Consider the following 19,253-nt stretch of genomic DNA (forward strand, 5'->3'; position numbering starts at 1 on the left):
AACCGCTCCGGAGGGCCGCCGGGGTGTCGGATGCCGGGCGCGTGCCGCCACTCGGGTCGGCTCCGTTATGCGGTTGACACCTGGGGTTTTCTCGGTGATCCCCTTGACTCGCCGATGTGCGCCACTTAACATCCACTTCATATTAAAACGTTTTTGAAGAGTTCGGCGGGGGAGGCCCCGGCGAACTCGCACCGGAGAAGGAGGGCCACGTGGACCCATCGGAGGTCCCCCCGCCCCTCGCGCTGGTCGACGTCACCAAGTCCTTCGGCAGCGTCCGCGCCCTGCGCGGGCTGTCCCTGGAACTGCGCGCGGGAGAGATCCACGCCCTCGTCGGGGAGAACGGGGCGGGCAAGTCCACCCTGGTCAAGACCATCGCGGGCGTGCACCGCCCGGACACCGGACAGATCCTGTCCGACGGGGAGCCCGCGGTCTTCGCCGCCCCCGCCGACGCCCAGCGCGCCGGGGTCGCGGTCATCTACCAGGAGCCCACGCTCTTCCCCGACCTCAGCGTCGCCGAGAACATCTTCATCGGCCGCCAGCCCCGCGCCCGCCTGGGCACCATCGACAGGGCGCGCATGCGCGCCGAGACCGCCGAGGCCTTCGCGCGCCTGGGCGTCGACATCGACCCCGACCGCCCCGCCAACGGCCTGTCCATCGCCGACCAGCAGCTGGTCGAGATCGCCAAGGCCCTCACCCGGCGGGCGCGCGTGCTCATCATGGACGAGCCCACCGCCGCCCTGTCCGGGGTCGAGGCCGAGCGGCTGTTCACCGTCGCCCGCACCCTGCGCGACGCCGGGTCGGCGCTGCTGTTCATCTCGCACCGCTTCGACGAGGTGTTCTCGCTGTGCGACCGCATCACCGTCGTCCGCGACGGCGCGTTCGTCTCCTGCGACCCCACCGCCGACCTGGACGTCGACACCGTCGTGCGCCGCATGGTCGGCCGCGAGGTCACCAGCCTCTACCCCAAGGAGGAGGCCGAACACGGCGACGTCGTCCTGGAGGTCGAGGCACTGACCCGCACCGGCGTCTTCGCCGACGTGTCCTTCTCCGTCCGCGCCGGTGAGATCGTCGCCCTGGCCGGACTCGTCGGGGCCGGGCGCAGCGAGGTCGTCCGCGCCGTCTTCGGCGTGGACCGCTACGACGCCGGGAGCGTCCGCGTCGCCGGGGACCCCCTGCCCGCCGGCCGGCCCAAGGCGTCCATCCGCGCGGGGATGGCCCTGGTCCCCGAGGACCGGCGCCACCAGGGCCTGGTCATGGAGGAGTCCATCGGCCGCAACGCCACCTCCACCCGCCGCCGCGTGCTCAGCCGCTTCGGCCTGCTCGGCGCCCGCGCCGAACACGCCGAGGCCCGCGCGTGGGGCGAGCGCCTCAACCTCAAGTACGGCTCCCTCGACGACGCCGTCTCCACCCTCTCCGGCGGCAACCAGCAGAAGGTCGTCCTGGCCAAGTGGCTGTCCACCGAACCCCGGGTGCTGTTCATCGACGAACCCACCCGCGGCATCGACGTCGGCACCAAGGCCGAGGTCCACCGCCTGCTGTCCACCCTGGCCGGACAGGGCCTGGCCATCGTCATGGTCTCCAGCGAACTCCCCGAGGTGCTGGGCATGGCCGACCGGGTCCTGGTCATGCACGAGGGCCGCATCACCGCCGAACTCGACCGCGCGCAGGCCGACGAGGAGTCGGTCATGTACGCGGCCACCGGACAGCGACCGAGCGAGGCCGCATGACACACGCACCCGCCACCGCCCCCGAGTCCACGGCCGGGGCCCCGCCCGGCAACGGCGGCCGCCCGGCCCGGACCCGGCGCCGGTTCCGCGAGATCGGCGTGCTCCTGGCCGTCGTCCTGCTCATCGCGGCGACCTGGCTGCACAACCCCGGGTTCCTGTCCACCCAGGGCGTACGGGACCTCTTCCTGGGCGCCACCGTCCTGGTCATCCTCGCGATCGGCCAGTCCCTGGTGCTCATCACCCGCAACGTCGACCTGTCGGTCGGGTCGGTCCTGGGCCTGTCGGCCTTCGGCACCGCCGCGCTGTTCGCGGCCCTGCCCGGCCTGCCCGTCCCCGTCGGCATGCTCGCCGGGGCCGCCATCGGCCTGCTGTGCGGCCTGTTCAACGGCCTGCTGGTGACCACCGTCAAGGTGCCCGCCCTGGTCGTCACCCTGGGCACCCTGTACATCTACCGGGGCCTGGACCACTGGTGGGCGGGCGGCCGCCAGATCAACGCCGCCGACCTGCCCGCCGGCTTCCTCCAGCTGGGCCGCACCGGCCTGCTGGGGATCCCGCTCCCGGCCCTGACCGCCATCGCCGTCGCGATCGCCATCGGGGTGTACCTGTCCCGGTACAGCAGCGGCCGCGAACTCTACGCCATCGGCTCCAACGCCGAGGCCGCCCGCCTGTCGGGCATCCCCGCCGGGCGCCGCGTCGTGCTGGCCTTCGCCCTCAACGGCGCCCTGGCCGGCCTGGCCGGGGTCCTGTTCACCGCCCGCTACGGCACCGTCGACTCCACCGTCGGCACCGGCATGGAACTCCAGGTCGTGGCCGCGGCCGTGGTCGGCGGCGTCGCCCTCACCGGCGGCGTGGGCACCGTCTTCGGCGCCGTCCTGGGCGGCATCCTGATGACCACCATCACCGCCGCCCTGCCCATCTGGCAGATCGACCCGTTCTGGCAGCAGGCCGTCGTGGGCGTGCTCATCCTCGCCGCCATCGGCCTGGACCGGCTGCTCGCGCTCCGCACGGCGCGCAGGCTTCGAGGAGGAGGTGCCCGTGGCGCCTGACAACACCGTCACCGCCCCCGACCGGGAACGGCTGCGGACCACCGCGCCGCGGTCCCCGCTCCGGTCGGCGCTGTCCACGCAGGGGCTGCCCGTCCTGGGCGCGCTCATCGTCGTCGCGGCGACCGCGGTCATGTTCGTGGACATGTTCGGCACCGCCCGCAACATCAACTTCCTGGTGCTGAGCATCGCCGCGATCGCCATGATCGCGCTGCCGATGACGCTCATCGTCATCACCGGCGAGATCGACCTGTCGGTGGCCAGCACGCTGGCCCTGACCAGCGCCACCCTGGGCGTCCTGTGGGAGGCCGGGACACCGCTGGAGACGGCGATCCCCCTCGCCCTGCTGCTGGGCCTGGCGCTGGGCGCCCTCAACGGGTTCCTCACCACCGTCTGCGGACTGCCGTCCCTGGCCGTCACCATCGGCACCATGGCCCTGTACCGGGGCCTGGCCTACGTCCTGCTGGGCGACCGGGCCGTCGCCAGCTACCCGCAGGACTGGGTGAGCGGGATCCGCCAGCCCTTCCCCGGCATCCCGGGGCTGCCCTGGATCGCCGTCGCGATCGGGGCCGTGGCGCTGGTGTTCGCGGTCGCGCTGCACGCCACCGCGTTCGGCCGGTCCCTGTACGACATCGGCAACAACGACGAGGCCGCCCGGTTCACGGGTGTGCCGGTGAAGTGGACCAAGTTCTGGCTCTTCACCCTCAGCGGGGCCGTCGCCTCCGGCGCGGGCGTCCTGTGGACCCTCCAGTACGGCACCTCCCGGGCCGACACCGCGATGGGCCTGGAACTCCAGGTCGTCGCCGCGGTCCTGCTCGGCGGCGTGTCCATCTTCGGCGGCGTGGGGTCGGTGCTCGGCGTCATGTCCGGCGTGCTGATGCTCGGCGTCATCCGCAACGCCCTCCAGCTGTTCGGCATCGGCAGCGACGTGCTCCAGGTCGTCACCGGCGCGATCCTCATCGCCTCCGTCGTCACCCCCAACATCGTGGCCCGGGTGCGCTCCCGCCGCTCGCCCGCGCCCCCCACCGGAGCCGTGTCCGGTGGCCGTCCACTCAACGGAGAAAAGTCATGACACACCGTCCCCGCCACCTCCTCCTGGCGGCCCCCGCACTGGCCGCCGTCCTGATGACGGCCGCCTGCGGCGGGACCACCATCGACGACGCCCGGGACTCGGGCGGCAGCGGCCCCACCGGCACCGCGGACCCCGACGCGGAGATCCCCGAGGGCCTGAGGATCGACTTCCTGCCCAAGCAGCTGAACAACCCGTTCTTCGACATCGTCAACACCGGCGGCACCGAGGCCGTCGAGGAGCTCGGCGGCACCGCCACCGAGCGCGGCGGCACCGAGGCCACCGCCGACTCCCAGGTGGAGTACATCAACGCGGCCAGCCAGGCGGGCAGCGACGTCATCGTCATCGCCGCCAACGACCCCGACGCCGTCTGCCCCGCCCTCAACGAGGCCCGCGACAACGGCGCCGCCATCGTCGGCTACGACTCCGACGCCAACTGCACCGACGTGTTCGTCAACCAGTCCACCACCGAGCTGATCGGCCGCACCCTGGTCGAGATGATCGCCGAGGACCTGGGCGGCGAGGGCACGTTCGCGGTCCTGTCGGCCACCCCCAACGCCACCAACCAGAACGCCTGGATCGAGGCGATGGAGGAGGTCCTGGCCGAGGACGGGTACGCCGACCTGGAGATGGTCGACGTGGTCTACGGCAACGACGACGACCTCCAGTCCTTCCAGGAGATGCAGGGCCTCATCCAGGCCCACCCCGACCTGGACGGCGTGGTGTCCCCGACCACCGTCGGCCTGGCCGCGGCCGCCCGCTACATCAGCGACTCCGAGTACCAGGGCGACTTCGCCGTCACCGGCCTGGGCACGCCCAACCAGATGAGCGAGTTCGTCCACGACGGCACGGTCGACCGGTTCGCACTGTGGAACCCGCTCGACCTGGGGTACCTGGCCGGGTACACCGGCGCGGCGCTCAAGGCCGGGCAGATCACCGGTGCGGCGGGGGAGACCTTCACCGCCGGGCGGCTGGGCGAGTTCACCTTCGAGACCGACGGTGAGATCGTCCTGGGCCCGCCGCAGGTCTTCGACGCCGACAACGTCGACGACTTCGACTTCTGACGGGGGGACCGACCGTGCAACGGATCTGCTTCGTCCTGAAGGTCCGCGAGGACCGGCTGGAGGAGTACGAGGAGCGGCACGCCGCAGTCTGGCCCGAGATGCGCGAGGCGCTGACCGCGGCCGGATGGGGGAACTACTCCCTGTTCTCCGCCGGGGACGGCACCGTCATCGGCTACCTGGAGACCGAGGACTTCGACCGGGCCCGCGAGCTGATGGCCCGCACCGAGGTCAACGCCCGCTGGCAGGCCGAGATGGCGCCGTTCTTCGAGGGGCTCCAGGCGGCCCCGGACGCGAGCATGGTGCCGTTGCGGGAGGTCTTCCACCTGCCCTGACCCGCGGGGGCGAGCGGCGCGGTGGCCACCGTTCACGGCCGCCGCGCTGCGGCGTGGCCGGATGTGCGGTCCCGGCCCCGGGGTGCGGCTCTGTCCGGCCGGGACCGCCGACCTCCCAGGGGGCGCTGACCTGCGGGGGTGAGCGGCGCGGTGGCCACCGTTCACGGCCGCCGCGCTGCCGTGTCCCGGATGTGCGGTCCCGGCCCCGGAGTGCGGCCCTGCCCGGCCGGGGGCCGCCGCCACCCCGGGGGGCGCTCACCGGGCGGCGGGGTGTCGGGGACTCCCGCCCGGTCTGCGGTGCGCCAGAATGGGTGCGGCCTCGATCGAGTGTCCGCCACCATCCTCCGAACGATCCGGACGGTCCCATGCACATCGTCACCGTCGTCCTCGCGGCCGTCGCCGCGCTGATCCACGTGTACATCTTCGTCCTGGAGTCGCTGCGGTGGACCGAGCCCGCCACCCGGCGGATCTTCGGCACCTCGGCCGAAACCGCCGAGACCACCCGCGAACTCGCCTACAACCAGGGCTTCTACAACCTCTTCCTGGCCGTGGTCACCGTCGTCGGCCTGGTGCTGTGGGGGCCGGTGCCGGCCGCCGGGATCGCCCTGATCCTGGCCGGGACCGGCTCCATGGCCGCCGCCGCGCTGGTCCTGGTCACCCGCGACTCCACCAAGATGCGGGCCGCCATGATCCAGGGCACCGCGCCCGCGCTGGCGGTGGTCTCGGCGCTGCTCACCCTCTGAGGGGTCTTCTTCCGTATGCGGGCGGTGCCGCCCCCGGGGCGGCGGCGTGATCGGGCCCACGCGGATCCGTGTCGCGATAATGAAAACGATTATCGTAATATGTGCTGATCAGGCGTGACACGTGTACGCCGTGACTCCCGTGCCCCATCAGGCGCCCAGGGAGCGCTTGAGGACCTTGCCCATGTCGTTGCGCGGCAGCGCCGCCACCAGGTGCAGGGCGCGCGGCCGCTTGTGCGGGGCCAACTGGGCGGCCACCAGGTCGGCCAGCTCCGCCAGCGAGGGCGCCTCGCCCCGGGGCACCACCCAGGCCACCACCCGCTCGCCCAGGTCCGGGTCCGGCTCCCCGGTCACCGCCGCCTCCGCGACCGCCGGATGCGCCAGCAGGACGTTCTCGATCTCCCCGGCGCCGATCTTGTACCCGCCGCTCTTGATCAGGTCGGTGCTCTTGCGCCCCACCAGCCGCACCGAGCCGTCCGCCGCGCGCACCGCCATGTCGCCGGTGCGGAACCAGCCGTCGGCGGTCATCGCCTCGGCCGTCGCCTCCGGCCGGTTCAGGTAGCCGGTGAACAGGTTCGGCCCGCGCACCTGCACCTCGCCCACCGCCTCCGGGTCGCCCGGCGGCAGCGGCGTCCCGTCCTCCTCGACCAGCCGCAGGTCCACCCCGGCCAGCGGGGTGCCCACCCCGCCCGGCGCGGAGCCGTCCCCGGGCCGGACCGACGTGTTCATCAGCGTCTCCGACATCCCGTACCGCTCGACCACCCGGTGCCCGGTGGCCGCCGTCAGCCGCTCGTGGTCGGGCAGCGGCAGCGCCGCCGAACCCGACACCAGCAGGCGCGCCCCCGCCAGGGCCCCGGCCAGCTCCGGGTCCTGACCCACGGCCAGCGCCAGCCGGTGGTACATCGTCGGCACCCCGAACAGCAGGGTCCCGCCGCCGCGCAGGGCCGCCGCCACCGCCGAGGGCTCGAACCGTCCCGTGTGGTGCAGGGTCCCGCCCCGGCGCAGCGGTCCGAGCACCCCCAGCACCAGGCCGTGCACGTGGAACAGCGGCAGGGCGTGGACCAGCACGTCCTCGTCCGTCCACGACCACGCCAGGGCGAGCGCGTCCAGGGTCGCGGCCACCGCCCGGCGCGGCAGCAGCACGCCCTTGGGCGGGCCGGTGGTCCCGGAGGTGTAGACGATCAGCGCCGTCGACTCCCCGTCGGCCTCCCGGCGCGGCGGCGCGGCCTCCGGTGCGGGGGAGGCGTCCACGTCGACCCGGCGCAGCCCGCGCACCGCCTCGGGCAGTTCGGCCCCCGGCGGGGCCAGTAGCAGGTCCGGGGCGCTGTCGCCGACGATGTGCGCCAGCTCCCGGGCCCCCGACCCGGGGTTCAGCGGCACCGCCGCCGCCCCGGCCAGGACGGCCGCCACCACGGCCACGCACGTCTCCAGGGCCGGTGGCGCCCACACGGCGACCCGCCCGCCCGCGGGCAGGTCGGCGGCCAGCCGGGAGGCGGCCGACGCCAGTCCGCGGTAGGTGAGGGAGCGGTCGCCGAAGACCAGGGCGGTCCGGTCGACGGGGTCGACGACGAGCGGGAGCACGGCGGGTTCCTTCCCGGGGACGACAGGGATCGCCCCATCTCTATCGCACCCGGGGCACCCCGGCCCCCGCGCCCCGGTCCCGGAGGCCGCCCGCGCGGCCGTGGACGGCGGTACCGGGCGGGCGCCCCGGCGGGCGGCGCCCCCTCACAGGGATCGACCGGTCAGCCGGCGTCCGGTGACCTCTGCGGCGGCGACCCGCACGTGCACGGAGCCGTTCCGGTCGGCCCAGCTCGCCAACGGCGCCCCGGCCCGCAGCACGGCCTCCTCGTCCGGGTCGCGCACCACCCGTCCGATCCCGGTCACCAGGACGCTCCACCCCTCGCTCAGGACCTCGTCGATCCGGTCGACCTGGAAGGAGACCGGCCCCTGGGCGTGGGTCGCGATCACCCCGTCCGGGGAGGTGCGCACCAGTACTCCGCCACCGTCCCACACGTAGTTGACGGGCAGCACGGTGGGCGCCGCCCCGGACCCGGGGCAGAAGGCGATCCGGCCCACTCCGCCCGGGGTGATCAGGTCCTCGCACTCGGTCCGGGAGAGCGCCCGCAGGTCGTGGTGCGGGAAGGCGGTGGCCGCCGTGCCCGGCGGCATCCCCGAGGCCGAGCCCAGCAGCTCGTCGGGGGAGGTCCGCAGGGCCATCGCCAACCGGTAGAGCGCCGAGCGCGTCAGCACCGGCGGGTGCTCTTCGAGGTAGCCCACGTACCCGGGGTCCATCCCGGCGCGCAGGGCCACGTCCTCGCGGGTCAGTCCCAGCTTCGTCCTGCGGTGCACGACCCGGCGGCAGAAGTCCCCGCCGGGTGCCGCGGACGTGTGCGTCTCCGACATCTCCCCTCCGAACCCGGCTCTGCGGCCGTCGTGTTCGTCCCCCTGGAGCTTCCAGTGTCCCTGTGGGCAGGGGGCGTTGACCAGGGGCTTTCGGTCCCCGTCCGCGGTGATCGGCCCCCGGCCGGGCGCAGGCGCGGCGTCCGGGGGGCGGTGGCGGGCCCGACCCCGCCACCGCCCCGGCCGCGGACCGGTCGGCGCCCCCGCGATCGACCGGTCCGGCGGAGTCCGCCCCGCGCCCGGGTGCCGTCCTGCCCGGGTGCGGGGCGGGGCCGGTGACCGGTTCAGAGGCGGCGGTAGGCGGCCAGCCTCCGCTCGAAGCACGGGTCCACCGGGTGGGCGGCCCCCCTGCCCCGGTCCTCCAGTACCAGCAGCAGGCGCGGGTCGGGTGAGAGCAGGGCGCACACCGCCGCCGCCATCAGATCCGGGTCCAGCAGGGCCTCCGCCCCCGGCACCAGCGGCACCCGGGCCCCGTCGCGGCGGTGGGACCAGCCGCGCAGTTCGTTCCAGTACAGCGTGGTGTCCTGTCCGAACCGCAGCCGGGCGCCCCGCACGTCCCGGTGCTGGAGATGGCACACGGGCAGGTGCACCCGGGGCGGGTCGCTCAGCTCCTTGCGCAGCCGGTCCGCGCAGGCGTGCACGTAGGCGTGGTGGTTGATCGGCCACGGCACCGTGTTGGCGTCCGGGTAGTGCAGCCCGGAGGACATGATGGCCATGGCGCCCTCACCCGCAGGCCAGGACGGTGAACAGCACGGTGACGGGCAGGCCCGCGTAGATGCCGCGCAGCACGGTGACGTGTTCGCGGCCCTGGATCCGGTGCGTCTCGCGCACCCCGGCCAACAGCATCCGCCAGCGGGCGGGCACCGCACCGGTGACGGGGTCGGGGGAGGGGACGTACAGGGGCCCGGGGGCCGGGCCCTCCCCGTCGTCCTGTGCACCGTCGGCCGCGCCCCCGCCGGAGTCGGTGGCCCCCGCGGGCGCGGGCGCGGACGCCGGATCCGTGACCGGGGCGGGGTGCTCGGCGCCGCCGGGGGCCAGGACCGCGTAGTGGACGATCATCCGCCCGTCGACGTCGGTGACGCAGGTGGTCAGCCCGGGCCACAGGGACGGCTCGCGCTCCAGCAGGGCGGCGATGTGCCGTGCGGTGACGATGACCTTGCGGGGCCCGCTCACCGACAGGGGTTCGGCGGGCGGCCGGGCCGGCGGCGCCGGGGGCGGTACGGGGACCCGGGGCCGGGCGGGGGCGGCGGTGCGCGCGGGCGCGGCGAGCGGATCGGAGGACGGTCCCTGCGGTGGCGGGGCCGCGGGGCGGGGGTCGGAAGAACGATCGGAAGTGATCCGGAGGGTGTTCATTCGAATCCTCTTTTCGGGGGTCCGGGACGATCCGGTGGCGGTTCCGGTATTCCTGATTCTCTACGTGCTTTCTCCACGTATCGATTGAGTGATTCACAGGTGATCCGACGGATCCACTTCTTCGGCCCGACCTTCACCGATTCCAGCTCCCGTGCGTAGCAGAGTTCGTAGACGACCCTTTCCGAAAGGTCCAGGATTTCTGCCGCCTTGCGTACGCTGACCAGGAGTTTGGGGATCTCGATCACATGGGTTTCCCGGTGCTCGATCATGGGGGTGAATGTAGCAACGCGGGGGAGCGGGGGACAAGGTCGAACTCTGGGGCGTTTGTTCCCTATGTTCTTTTTCGGGACCTTGTTCTCGATCGCGGAAAAAGAATGCGGCAGTGCAGGGGCCTGTGAGCCCCTGTCGGCTTCACGGGGTAAAGTTACGGGAAAGGGACGTTCGATCTTGCTTTGCCGTGCGCTTTTCGCCGCCCCGGTCCGCAGTGGAGGCGCCCTGCCGCGCTCCTTCGGGACGCGCGGTGGAGAGCGGGCGGACGGCGCCCGGCCATCGGATCAGGCCGTGGGGGATCCGCCTGCGGGGGTCCCCCGCACCCGCGTCGGCGCACAGGCCCCCGCCGCGGACCCGTCCGGTACGCCGCCCGCCGCGGATGGTGTCCCACCGGGTGGTGTGACCTCGTTCGGCTCCAGAGCCCCAGAGGTGACGGCGCGCTGGTCGGCGATGCGTTCTTGTTGGAACAGCCGGTGTTCTCACACCACTCCACGGGGCATGACCCCGCCGCGCACCACGGCCGCCGCCTCCGCGGACCGCCCCGCGGCGTTCCTGACGCCCGCCCCCGCCGCAGGGCCGGGGGCGGGCGTCCTCGCCGCGCACGTGGGGCCGGATCTCCGTCGCGGGGGCCTTCCGGGACCGGCTCCGGGCGAGGGGGCGCCGGAGCCCCGGCCGGGGCTCCGGCGGAGGCGGGTCAGACGGCGGACCAGCCGTTGTCGACCGGCAGGACCGCCCCGTTGACGTTGCTCGCGGCGTCCGAGGCCAGGAACACGATCGCGGCGGCCAGCTCCTCGGCGGCGGCGATCCGGCCGATGTTGTTCGCGTACCGGCCCAGGGCGGTCGGCCCGTCCACGCTGTTCGGGGTGCCGACGGAGATGTTGGTGGCGGTACCGCCCGGGGCCACCGCGTTCACCCGGATGCCGTGGTCGCGGTACATGACGGCGGTCGACTTCACCAGCCCCACCACCCCGTGCTTGGAGACGGTGTACGCGGTCCCCGACGCGCCGCCGCGCAGGGACGCCTCCGAGGCGGTGAACACGATCGACCCCGACCCCTGCTCCTTCATGACCGGCAGGACCGCGCGGGTGAGCAGGAACGGGGCGGTGAGGTTGACCCGGATCAGCCGCTCCCACATCTGGTCGCCGACGTCGGCGGTCGCGGACATGTCGTCCATGATCCCCGCGTTGTTGACCAGCACGTCGACGCCGCCCAGCTCTTCTGCGGCGGTGCGGACCACCTCGGCGACGACCTCCGGCGCGCTCAGGTCGCCCACGACGGCCTGCGCCGCGACCCCCGCGGCCCGTGCCTCCTCGGCGGCGGACCGGGCGTTGTCCCCGTCGATGTCCGCCACCAGGACCGACGCGCCCTCGGCGGCGAAGGCCAGGACCGCGGCGCGGCCGATGCCCGAGCCGCCCCCGGTGACGATGACCTTCCTGTCCTTGAGACCCGTCTCCATCGCTGCCCCCTCGTTGTGTCCGGCCGCGGCCGCTCCGGCCGCACCGGCATCCTACGTCTTTTTGTCGCTGAGTGACATTTTGTCCGTTGGTGACATCGCTGGCTAGACTGGACCGGACGGCGGCGAGGGGAAGGGCGGAGACGATGGGAACGGTGGCGAAGGGCAGGCCGCCCATGACCGAGCGGCGCAAGCGGATCGTTCGGCTCCAGATCGCCCGCGCGGCCATGGACCTGTTCGCCGAGAAGGGCGTGGCGGGGACCACCGGCGACGACATCGCACGCGCCATCGGCATCTCCACGCGCACGCTGTGGCGCTACTTCCCCACCAAGGAGGGCTGCGTCCGGCCGCTGCTCACCACCGGTCTGGAGGTGATGGCCGCCCACCTGCGCGGCTGGCCCGCCGACCTGTCGCTGGTGGACCACCTCGACCGGACCGGTGCGTTCACCGAGGGCGGGGAGGCGGTGGAGGAGCCGGTGGCCGCACTGATCCGCATGACACGGCACGAGCCCGGGCTCATGGCCGTCTGGCTGGACGTGCACCGGGCCGCCGAGGACGTGTTCGCGCAGATCCTCGCCGACCGCCTCGCCGCCGACCCCGGTGACTTCTCCGTGCGGGTCCGGTCCGCGGCGCTGAACGCGGCCCTGCGCTCGGCGGCCGAGCGGCAGGCCCTGCACGGCGGCGAGCCCGCCGGGACGGGCGCCCTGCTGCGGGTGGCGCTGGTCGCCCTGACGGACGGGTTCGGTCCGGCCCCGGCCGGGGAACGGCCCTGAACGGTACACCGAACAGGCGTTTCCCGGGTCTTATCGGTACCGGACCGCGGGTACCGTGACCGGATGAGCACCACACCGGAAGACCACACGGACCCCGAGGACACCGGCCGGGCGTCGGAGGGGGCGGGCCAGCCGACCTTCGAGCCCGCGACCGCCGTGGCCGAGGCGCCCGAGGCCGGGCACGACGGGCCGGAGCACACCGGCGGGGAGCCCTCCGCAGAGGAGGGGGCCGAAGCCGCCGCGGCACCCGCGGGCGGGGGCGCCTTCTCCGCCGAGACCTTCGCGCTCGTCGGTCTGGCCCTGCTCGCCGTGACCATCCTGTCCGGGCAGCTGGTACAGATCCTCACCAGCATGATCCTGGTCGGCGGTCAGCCCATCGCCGCCGAGCAGATCGCCCAGATCCGGGTCCAGATCGCCGCGGGCGGCACGCTGGCCCTGCTCACCGTGGTGGCGTCGCTGCTGTCGCTGGCCCTGCGGGCCGTGGCCACCCGGCCCTGGGCCAGGTGGGCCGCCATGGCCGGGACCATCGTCGGGGCGCTGTTCGTGCTCGTCGGAGCGACCGCCTTCCTGCTGATCCCGGAGGCCGCCCCGCCGCAGCCGATGATGCCGCCCTTCTGAGGCGGCGTCGCCGCAGTCGTTCCACGGCCCCGGACGGTCTCCGTCCGGGGCCGTTCGTTCTTCGGGGCGGCCGCTCAGGGGCGGGGGCGCAGCCCGGCGAGGAGGACGTCGACGAACACGGCCCGGTCGTCGGCGTCGGAGAGGCGGATGGCGTACTCGATCCCGCAGACGAGCCGCTCCACCCGTTCCCCCGACAGGTCGGCGCGCACCGCCCCCGCCCGCTGCGCGCGTTCGAGCACACTGCGCAGCCCGTCGAAGGTGGCGGCCTTGAGCTCGGTGACCTCCGGGCTCATGTCCTGCTCGGCGAGCAGGACGGCCTGGAGGCCGCCCGACTCCAGGTGCAGGTCCACCACGGCGCGCAGCGCGGTCTCGAAGGCGTGCCCGGGGTCGGGGTGCGCCGCGGCCTCGACGGCGATCGCGTTCAGCCGCTCCAGGGCGTCCCGGGTCAGCTCCTCCACGAGGGCGTGCGCCGTGGCGAAGTGCCGGTACACGGTGCCCACGCCCACGCCCGCCTCGCGGGCCACCTCGTTGAGGCGCAGGTCCTTGGGGTCGGCGCGGCGGGCCGCCGCCAGGATGCGGTCGCGACTGCGGGCGGCGTCGGCACGGAGCGGGGTCGAGGTCATGTCCGGGATCCTATCCGGCCGCCCGGGAAGCGGATGGGGGATCCGGATCGCGGGCCTCCCCGCGGAAAAAACGGATATCTCATCCGTTTTGGTGCTAGGGTCTTATGCGGATGAGTTATCCGTTTTTTGGGGCGCGAGGAGCAGACCATGGTGCGCAGGCCGCAGAACACCCCCGGAGCGTCGGGAACGGAGGGGGCGTGGCACCCGGAGCGACTCCCCGACCAGCGCGGACGCACCCTGGTGGTGACCGGCGCGACCGCGGGCGTCGGCTACTTCGCCGCCGAGCGGCTCGCCGGTGCCGGCGCCCGCGTGGTGCTCGCCGGGCGCTCGCCCGAACGGCTGCGGACGGCCGAGGCGGCCATCCGGTCACAGGTGCCCGGGGCCGCCGTGGACCGGGTGGTCGTCGACCTCGCCTCGAAGTCCTCCGTGGCGGCCGCGGCCGCCGCACTGGCCGCACTCGACCGCGTCGACGGCCTGCTCCTCAACGGCGGATCGATGGCCATGAAGGCCGCGGAGGTCACCGAGGACGGCCTGCCCATGCAGCTCGGCACCCATGTCATCGCCAACGTGGCCCTCGTGGCCGGAGTGCTGCCCGCACTGGTGCGCACCGGCGAACGCAGCGGTGTCCCCGCACGGGTCGTGCACACCTCGACGGGCTTCGTCGACCTGCTCCGCAGGCCCGTCACCGACGTGCGCGGGACCTCCCGGGTCGGGGTGGTCGCCTACACCCGGGCCAAAGCGCTCACGGAGGTGTTCGGGTTCGAGCTCGACCGGCGGCTGCGCGCCGCGGACGCGCCCGTGCGGTCCCTGGTGGTGCGGCCGGGCGTCGGCGTGGACGCCCGGACCCCGCACCGCGCGGGCATCCGCGACCGCACGATCCCGGTGCGGCGCAACCCCTACACACCCTGGGCGCAGGGCAAGGACGCCGCCGCGTGGCCCGCCGTCCGGGCCCTCACCGATCCGGGCGCCCGGGGCGGTGAGCTCTACGCGCCCGCGAACGGCAGGCGCGGCCTGCCCGTGCGGATCGAGCCGCGGGAGGTGGCCCCGCCGGGGCGGGTCGGGGACCTGTGGCTTCGGCTCGAAGAACTGGCCGGGGTCGCGGTCCCCGTCCCGGACCCCGTGCACCCGGACTCCGGGCACCGGAACTGAGGTCCGCGGCGGCCGCCCGGGGAGGCCGGGGCGCCGGAGGAACCCCGGACCGCGCCGTCAGGGGTCGGCAGGCGGGCGACCGAGGTGGCCCAGGGCGCGGCGGAGGTTCTCCTCGGGCGGCCGCATCGAGTCCAGGCGCAGCCGGGGCCCTCGCCAGTCCGTGAACCCCGTGCTCCGGGCGGCGGCCGACGCCCAGGAGGGTTCCGGGAGACCCGCGATACCGCGCTCCCGTACCTCCAAGCGGCGGTGCCCGGCCGGGTCCGCGCAGAACACCTCGATGAAGACGAGGGGGCGGCCGCCGCCTTCCGCGAGCGAGCGCCACCGGGCGCGGGCGGTCTCCAGGCTGATCGAGCGGAAGCCGTGTTCGGCCGACCGCGCGAACAGCTCGTCGCGGACCTGCGGGAAGGCGGGCTCCGCGTGCGTGGGCTCGCCCGGGGCGAGCGGTTCACAGGGCGGGGCGGCGAGGCCGTGGACGTCCAGGCTCATGTGTCTCAAGCTCACCTCTCGAAGGACCGTTGAGACTTCTGCCGTTTTCTCAACGGATCGGTGCTGTAGAGTCTCAAAGCGGTGGGTGGATATTGAGACCAGTGGATCTCGCGCACGAGCACGGCATCTCGACCCAGGCGGTGCGCAACTACGAACGGGACGGGTGCCTGCCCGCGGCGGAGCGCACGCCCAGCGGATACCGGGTGTACACCGAGGCGCACGCGGCGGCGCTGCGCGCCTACATGTCCCTCATCGCCGCGCACGGGCACGCCGCGGCCGGGCGGATCATGCGTGCGGTGAACACCGGACGGCTCGACGAGGCGCTGACGGCCATCGACGAGGGGCACCGGCAGTCACTGCGCGACCGGGCCACCCTGGACGCCGTGCGCGCGGCGGTCGACCACCTCACGGCGCAGGGCGACACGGCCCCGGCGCGGACCGGCGACCGCGCACCCCGCACCATCGGCGGGCTCGCCCGGCGGCTGGGGGTGACCCCGGCGACCCTGCGCAACTGGGAGACGGCGGGGATCCTGGTGCCCGACCGGGAACCGGTCACCGGGTACCGGGTGTTCCGCGCGGACGACATCCGCGACGCCGAACTCGCCCACCTGCTCCGCCGCGGCGGGTACCCGCTGGAGCACATCGCCGCGGTGGTCCGCCGCGTCCGCGCGGCGGGCGACACCGAGGCGCTGGCGGCCGCCCTGGAGGACTGGCACCGCAAACTGACGGCGCGCGGACGCGCGATGCTCGCCGCCGCGGCCGACCTCGACCGCTACCTGCGCCGGCACACCCCCGCCGGATAGCGCGCCCGCCCGGGAACGGCTCAGGCGGCCGCAGCCGGACGGTCAGTCGTCGCCCGCGACGAGCAGGGCGATCCGGCCCTGTGCGCGGTCGATGGACACGAACTCGTGGAACTCGCCGTGGATGCCGCCCCAGTCGTGGAAATCCTCCTCCCCGAACCCGGTCAGGTGGAATATCCGCGCGGCCGCGTCCAGAACGTCGAACACCTCGCGCCGCAGGTCGGCCGCCAGGTCCGCGGACACCGCACTGTACTGCTCCGCCCAGGTGCGCAGGACCGCCTCGCCCTCCTGCCGCTCGACGGGCTCGTACGACTCCGGGGTGATCGCCGCCGACCGGTAGGAACCGTGCCGGGTCTCCTCCGGGCGCACGCCGTAGCCCGCGTACGTGTCCCGGAACCGCTCGTGCCCGATGAGCGCGGCGAGCAGCTCCCGGTCGGTCGGGGTGCCGGAGAACCGCAGGTGTTCGACGTTCACCCACCGGACGGCGTGGGAGTGGGGATTCGGGAACCCGTAGTGGCGGAAGTCGAGGAAGACGCGGCCTTCGTGGGTGAGGGTGTACTTCATGGTCGGACCTCGTGGGAGCGCCGGACGGACTCCGCCGGGGGCCGGAGCGCGTGCTCGCGCGGGGGTTCGGTGACCGGGGCTCCTCTGACGGCGACCTCGATGACGCACATGGACCCGTACCCGCCTCTGCTCTCATCGGCACTCGGAAGGCCCCTCCGTCGGGGTTTCCCGGGCACTTCCCATTCTGTGCCCCGCAGTCCGGCCCCGGTACCGGTTCGCCGGACCTGTGGACGGCGCTTCCAGGAGGGGCGTCCCGTATCGTCGGTGCCGGACCGGGAGGGGCGATGGGACGGCCTGAGGTGGGAGCCGCCCTGCGGCGGTGCAACGAATGCGGCGGGTACGAGTACGCGGGCGCGCCCGCGTGCGGCACATGCCGGGACCTGGTGGACGGCGTGGTCGAGGAGGGCTGGGCCGGTTTCGTCGGGGAGTTCGGCGGGGGTGACGAGGTGGCGCTCGCCGCCATGGTGGCCGACGAACCCGATCGTCACGACTGGCGTGTGGTGGACGCCGCCCTGGACCGGCTGGACTGCGCCGACTGTGGTGAGCGGACCGGCCGGGGGCCGCTGGGCTGCGCACCCTGCGATCTCGCGCACGGCTTCCGCTACGCGGCGATCGAGCACGACCGCCCGGGGGTTCCGCGGGGGAACGAACACGCGGTCCGGGTGAACGTGTCGGTGGTGCGGCGGCCGCACGTGACCTCGGAGAACGAGTTGCTGCTGCGGCGCCTGACGCTGCCGGGACTCCTCGTCGGGCTCCTGCCCACCACCGAGGAGGCACAGCGCTTCGTCGCCGCGGCCAGGCAGGTGACCGGCCGGGAGCGCGAGCGCACGGTCGAGCTCATGGTGGAGGGGATGTTCAGCAGCCTCCGAACCGAGGGACGGTTCCGTGCGTGATGTGCAGAAGGTGTGCCGGTGTGCCCTGTGTCCGGTTCTTGAGAACTTGCAAAATCGCCCTGTCTTCGGTGGAATCGTCGCAGGCCATCAAGTCTGCTCCCCGCGCACGCGGGGATGGACCCGTCATCTGGGCGCCCTCCACCATGCCGCCGGCCTGCTCCCCGCGCACGCGGGGATGGACCAACGGCCAGCTTTCGCGTCAACCATCCCCCTGGCTGCTCCCCGCGCACGCGGGGATGGTCCCACGCCGCGGCCGGTGTCCAGCCGGGGCGCGGGCTGCTCCCCGCGTGGGTATGGCGCCCGGTGCGCGATCGTCTTGACCGTGGTGGACTCCTGAGGCCCGTTGGGCGGGGGTGGTGCTGTTCCGCGCGTCGTTGATGGGCGCGCGGAACAGCCGGCGGGTCAGGGGCGGAGGACGTAGCGGCCGCGGATGCCGCCCTTGGCGAAGGACCGGTGGGCGTCGGCGGCCTCGGCCAGGGGAACGGCCGCGTGTACGCGGGTCGGCAGCTCGCCCGCGGCGGTGCGCGCGAGCAGGGCCGCCAGGCGGGCGCCGTCCGGCACCACACCCACGGTGCGCACGTCGACCCCGCGTTCCGGGGCCACCGGCGAGCCCGGCTGCACGCCCACGAAGACCCCGCCGTCGCGTACCAGGTCGCGCCCGCGTCCCTGGAGTGCCGCGGTGTCGGCGACGGCGTCCCAGCCTCCGGCCTCCCGGTCGGTGAAGTCCGCCCCCAGGCCGCGGACGAACTCCTCGTCCGCAGGCCGGGCGAGCCCCGTCACCCGCCATCCGCGCTCCTGCGCGAGCGGCACCACGTATCCGCCGACGGCGCCCGCCGCGCCGGTCACCAGCAGCCGGTTCCCCTCCTGCGGTGCGTCGCCGAGCAGGTCGACCAGCTGGGCGGCGGTCAATCCGTTGAGCGGCACCGTGGACGCCGCGACCAGGTCCTGCCCCTCGGGCACCTCGGCCACGTCGGCGGCCGGGAGCACCAACTGCTCCGCGTAGGTCCCGAAGTCCCGGTCGAGGCCGCCGACCAGTCCCGCGACCCGGGTGCCGACCGCCAGGTCCACCCCCTCGCCGACGGCCGCGACCGTGCCGGAGAAGTCCCAGCCCAGACCCGTGTGCTCGGGCTGGTCGATGATCCCGAGCCCGTGGAAGAACCCGGCGGCGACCGCGAGGTCGACCGGGTTGACCGGGGCGGCGGCGACCCGGACGCGGATCTCGCCGGGGCCGGGTTCGCGCAGCGGCACGTCGACGAACTCGATGGAGTCCGGCCCGCTCGGGACGCGGACGACGGCGGTGCGGAAGGTGGGTGTTCCCATGGTGGCGTCCTTTCAGGCCCCTGGGGGCCTTGCGCTCGGAAGCTGACACACATCACTCTGGTGGGGTAACTCTCCAATGGGAAGTACGCACCTCGAAGTGCGTAGCCCACCCCCGGGTAGGAAGGACCGGCCGATGGCGACGAGGACCGCGGCGCAGAAGCGGACACAGGCGAAGGCCGACTACGACGCGTTCCTGGCGGCCTGCCCCAGCCGCCGGTTGCTCGACCGCATCTCCGACAAGTGGGTCGCGCTGATCCTCGCCGCGCTGGGCGGCGGCGGGCCGCACCCTGCCGGGGAGCCGGGGGAGGAGCCGCGGGCGATGCGCTACTCGGAGCTGGCGCGGCGCCTGGCCGGGGTCAGCCAGAAGATGCTCACCCAGACCCTGCGCTCGTTGGAGCGCGACGGCCTCGTCACCCGTACGGTGACCCCGACGGTGCCGGTGACGGTCACCTACGAGCTGACCGACCTGGGGCTCTCGCTCCACGATCTGATGTGCGGCGTCAAGGCGTGGGCGGAGGAGCACATGGCCGAGGTGCTCGCGAACCGCGAGGAGTTCGACGCCCGGGCGGTGTGAGG

General features: G+C 73.9%; 22 protein-coding genes and 1 CRISPR repeat array. Of the genes, 12 read left to right on the top strand and 10 right to left on the bottom strand.

The genetic code is table 11. The features are described 5' to 3' along the window. The first annotated feature begins 209 nt into the window (after positions 1-209). From QJS33_RS10770 to QJS33_RS10795, 6 genes are all read left to right on the top strand, one after another. Positions 210-1,727, top strand: a complete 1,518-nt coding sequence (locus QJS33_RS10770; protein WP_306367766.1) for a sugar ABC transporter ATP-binding protein — start codon at positions 210-212, stop codon at positions 1,725-1,727. Further along, entirely contained in the window at positions 1,724-2,773 is a 1,050-nt protein-coding gene (locus QJS33_RS10775; protein WP_306367767.1) for an ABC transporter permease, read from the top strand. Before QJS33_RS10770 ends, QJS33_RS10775 begins: the two co-directional genes overlap by 4 nt. Continuing rightward, on the top strand, positions 2,757-3,842 hold the full coding sequence (locus QJS33_RS10780; protein WP_306367768.1) for an ABC transporter permease: 1,086 nt from the start codon (positions 2,757-2,759) through the stop codon (positions 3,840-3,842). The genes QJS33_RS10775 and QJS33_RS10780 overlap by 17 nt, the downstream gene beginning before the upstream one ends. After that, positions 3,839-4,903 carry a rhamnose ABC transporter substrate-binding protein gene (gene rhaS / locus QJS33_RS10785; protein WP_306367769.1) on the top strand — a complete coding sequence of 355 codons (1,065 nt, stop codon included), beginning with the start codon at positions 3,839-3,841 and terminating at the stop codon, positions 4,901-4,903. Before QJS33_RS10780 ends, rhaS begins: the two co-directional genes overlap by 4 nt. Before the next feature lie 14 nt (positions 4,904-4,917). Further along, positions 4,918-5,235 (top strand): L-rhamnose mutarotase, encoded by a 318-nt coding sequence (locus tag QJS33_RS10790; RefSeq protein ID WP_306367770.1) that lies wholly within the window; start codon positions 4,918-4,920, stop codon positions 5,233-5,235. Positions 5,236-5,600: 365 nt separating this feature from the next. Continuing rightward, positions 5,601-5,978 carry a DUF1304 domain-containing protein gene (locus QJS33_RS10795; RefSeq protein ID WP_306367771.1) on the top strand — a complete coding sequence of 126 codons (378 nt, stop codon included), beginning with the start codon at positions 5,601-5,603 and terminating at the stop codon, positions 5,976-5,978. 147 nt (positions 5,979-6,125) lie between these two features. On the opposite strand, the gene QJS33_RS10800 is transcribed toward QJS33_RS10795, so the two are convergent. From QJS33_RS10800 to QJS33_RS10825, 6 genes are all read right to left on the bottom strand, one after another. Continuing rightward, a complete protein-coding gene (locus QJS33_RS10800) occupies positions 6,126-7,556 on the bottom strand; it encodes an AMP-binding protein (RefSeq protein ID WP_306367772.1) in 1,431 nt (476 codons plus the stop codon). Between the two features lie 144 nt (positions 7,557-7,700). Continuing rightward, positions 7,701-8,378, bottom strand: coding sequence for a pyridoxamine 5'-phosphate oxidase family protein (locus QJS33_RS10805; protein ID WP_306367773.1), 678 nt, complete (start codon positions 8,376-8,378; stop codon positions 7,701-7,703). A 281-nt stretch (positions 8,379-8,659) separates the two neighbouring features. After that, positions 8,660-9,091: a hypothetical protein gene (locus tag QJS33_RS10810; RefSeq protein WP_306367774.1), complete on the bottom strand. Its 432-nt coding sequence runs from the start codon at positions 9,089-9,091 to the stop codon at positions 8,660-8,662. 7 nt (positions 9,092-9,098) lie between these two features. After that, a complete protein-coding gene (locus QJS33_RS10815) occupies positions 9,099-9,728 on the bottom strand; it encodes a hypothetical protein (RefSeq protein ID WP_306367775.1) in 630 nt (209 codons plus the stop codon). Then, positions 9,725-9,997: a helix-turn-helix domain-containing protein gene (locus tag QJS33_RS10820; RefSeq protein ID WP_306367776.1), complete on the bottom strand. Its 273-nt coding sequence runs from the start codon at positions 9,995-9,997 to the stop codon at positions 9,725-9,727. The genes QJS33_RS10815 and QJS33_RS10820 overlap by 4 nt, the downstream gene beginning before the upstream one ends. Positions 9,998-10,692: 695 nt before the next feature. After that, positions 10,693-11,454, bottom strand: coding sequence for an SDR family NAD(P)-dependent oxidoreductase (locus QJS33_RS10825; RefSeq protein WP_306367777.1), 762 nt, complete (start codon positions 11,452-11,454; stop codon positions 10,693-10,695). Between the two features lie 152 nt (positions 11,455-11,606). Here QJS33_RS10825 and QJS33_RS10830 point away from each other — a divergent pair, with 152 nt between their 5' ends. Together QJS33_RS10830 and QJS33_RS10835 are read left to right on the top strand one after the other, a co-directional pair. Continuing rightward, positions 11,607-12,224, top strand: a complete 618-nt coding sequence (locus QJS33_RS10830; protein WP_372339635.1) for a TetR/AcrR family transcriptional regulator — start codon at positions 11,607-11,609, stop codon at positions 12,222-12,224. 63 nt (positions 12,225-12,287) lie between these two features. Next, positions 12,288-12,842 (top strand): hypothetical protein, encoded by a 555-nt coding sequence (locus QJS33_RS10835; RefSeq protein ID WP_306367779.1) that lies wholly within the window; start codon positions 12,288-12,290, stop codon positions 12,840-12,842. A gap of 74 nt (positions 12,843-12,916) precedes the next feature. On the opposite strand, the gene QJS33_RS10840 is transcribed toward QJS33_RS10835, so the two are convergent. After that, complete coding sequence (locus QJS33_RS10840) at positions 12,917-13,465, bottom strand: TetR/AcrR family transcriptional regulator (protein WP_306367780.1); 549 nt, start codon at positions 13,463-13,465, stop codon at positions 12,917-12,919. A gap of 147 nt (positions 13,466-13,612) precedes the next feature. Here QJS33_RS10840 and QJS33_RS10845 point away from each other — a divergent pair, with 147 nt between their 5' ends. After that, on the top strand, positions 13,613-14,614 hold the full coding sequence (locus QJS33_RS10845; RefSeq protein WP_306367781.1) for an SDR family NAD(P)-dependent oxidoreductase: 1,002 nt from the start codon (positions 13,613-13,615) through the stop codon (positions 14,612-14,614). A gap of 57 nt (positions 14,615-14,671) precedes the next feature. On the opposite strand, the gene QJS33_RS10850 is transcribed toward QJS33_RS10845, so the two are convergent. Then, positions 14,672-15,100, bottom strand: a complete 429-nt coding sequence (locus QJS33_RS10850; protein ID WP_306367782.1) for a hypothetical protein — start codon at positions 15,098-15,100, stop codon at positions 14,672-14,674. 92 nt (positions 15,101-15,192) lie between these two features. On the opposite strand from QJS33_RS10850, the gene QJS33_RS10855 reads away from it, so the two are divergent. Then, positions 15,193-15,903, top strand: coding sequence for a MerR family transcriptional regulator (locus QJS33_RS10855; RefSeq protein WP_306367783.1), 711 nt, complete (start codon positions 15,193-15,195; stop codon positions 15,901-15,903). Positions 15,904-15,945: 42 nt separating this feature from the next. Here QJS33_RS10855 and QJS33_RS10860 read toward each other — a convergent pair whose 3' ends face one another. Further along, positions 15,946-16,464 (bottom strand): hypothetical protein, encoded by a 519-nt coding sequence (locus QJS33_RS10860; RefSeq protein WP_306367784.1) that lies wholly within the window; start codon positions 16,462-16,464, stop codon positions 15,946-15,948. A gap of 284 nt (positions 16,465-16,748) precedes the next feature. On the opposite strand from QJS33_RS10860, the gene QJS33_RS10865 reads away from it, so the two are divergent. Continuing rightward, the gene (locus tag QJS33_RS10865; protein WP_306367785.1) at positions 16,749-17,357 is read left to right on the top strand and encodes a hypothetical protein; all 609 of its coding nucleotides are present in this window, start codon (positions 16,749-16,751) and stop codon (positions 17,355-17,357) included. A gap of 93 nt (positions 17,358-17,450) precedes the next feature. Next, a CRISPR array of direct repeats spans positions 17,451-17,741; the repeat unit is 25 nt; unit sequence CTGCTCCCCGCGCACGCGGGGATGG. Positions 17,742-17,759: 18 nt separating this feature from the next. On the opposite strand, the gene QJS33_RS10870 is transcribed toward QJS33_RS10865, so the two are convergent. Beyond that, positions 17,760-18,677 carry an NADP-dependent oxidoreductase gene (locus QJS33_RS10870; RefSeq protein ID WP_306367786.1) on the bottom strand — a complete coding sequence of 306 codons (918 nt, stop codon included), beginning with the start codon at positions 18,675-18,677 and terminating at the stop codon, positions 17,760-17,762. 133 nt (positions 18,678-18,810) lie between these two features. Here QJS33_RS10870 and QJS33_RS10875 point away from each other — a divergent pair, with 133 nt between their 5' ends. Beyond that, entirely contained in the window at positions 18,811-19,251 is a 441-nt protein-coding gene (locus QJS33_RS10875) for a helix-turn-helix domain-containing protein (protein ID WP_306367787.1), read from the top strand. Positions 19,252-19,253 lie beyond the last annotated feature (2 nt).

Origin of the sequence: Nocardiopsis sp. CC223A (assembly GCF_030766825.1) — a bacterium.
In the GTDB taxonomy this organism is placed as follows: domain Bacteria; phylum Actinomycetota; class Actinomycetes; order Streptosporangiales; family Streptosporangiaceae; genus Nocardiopsis.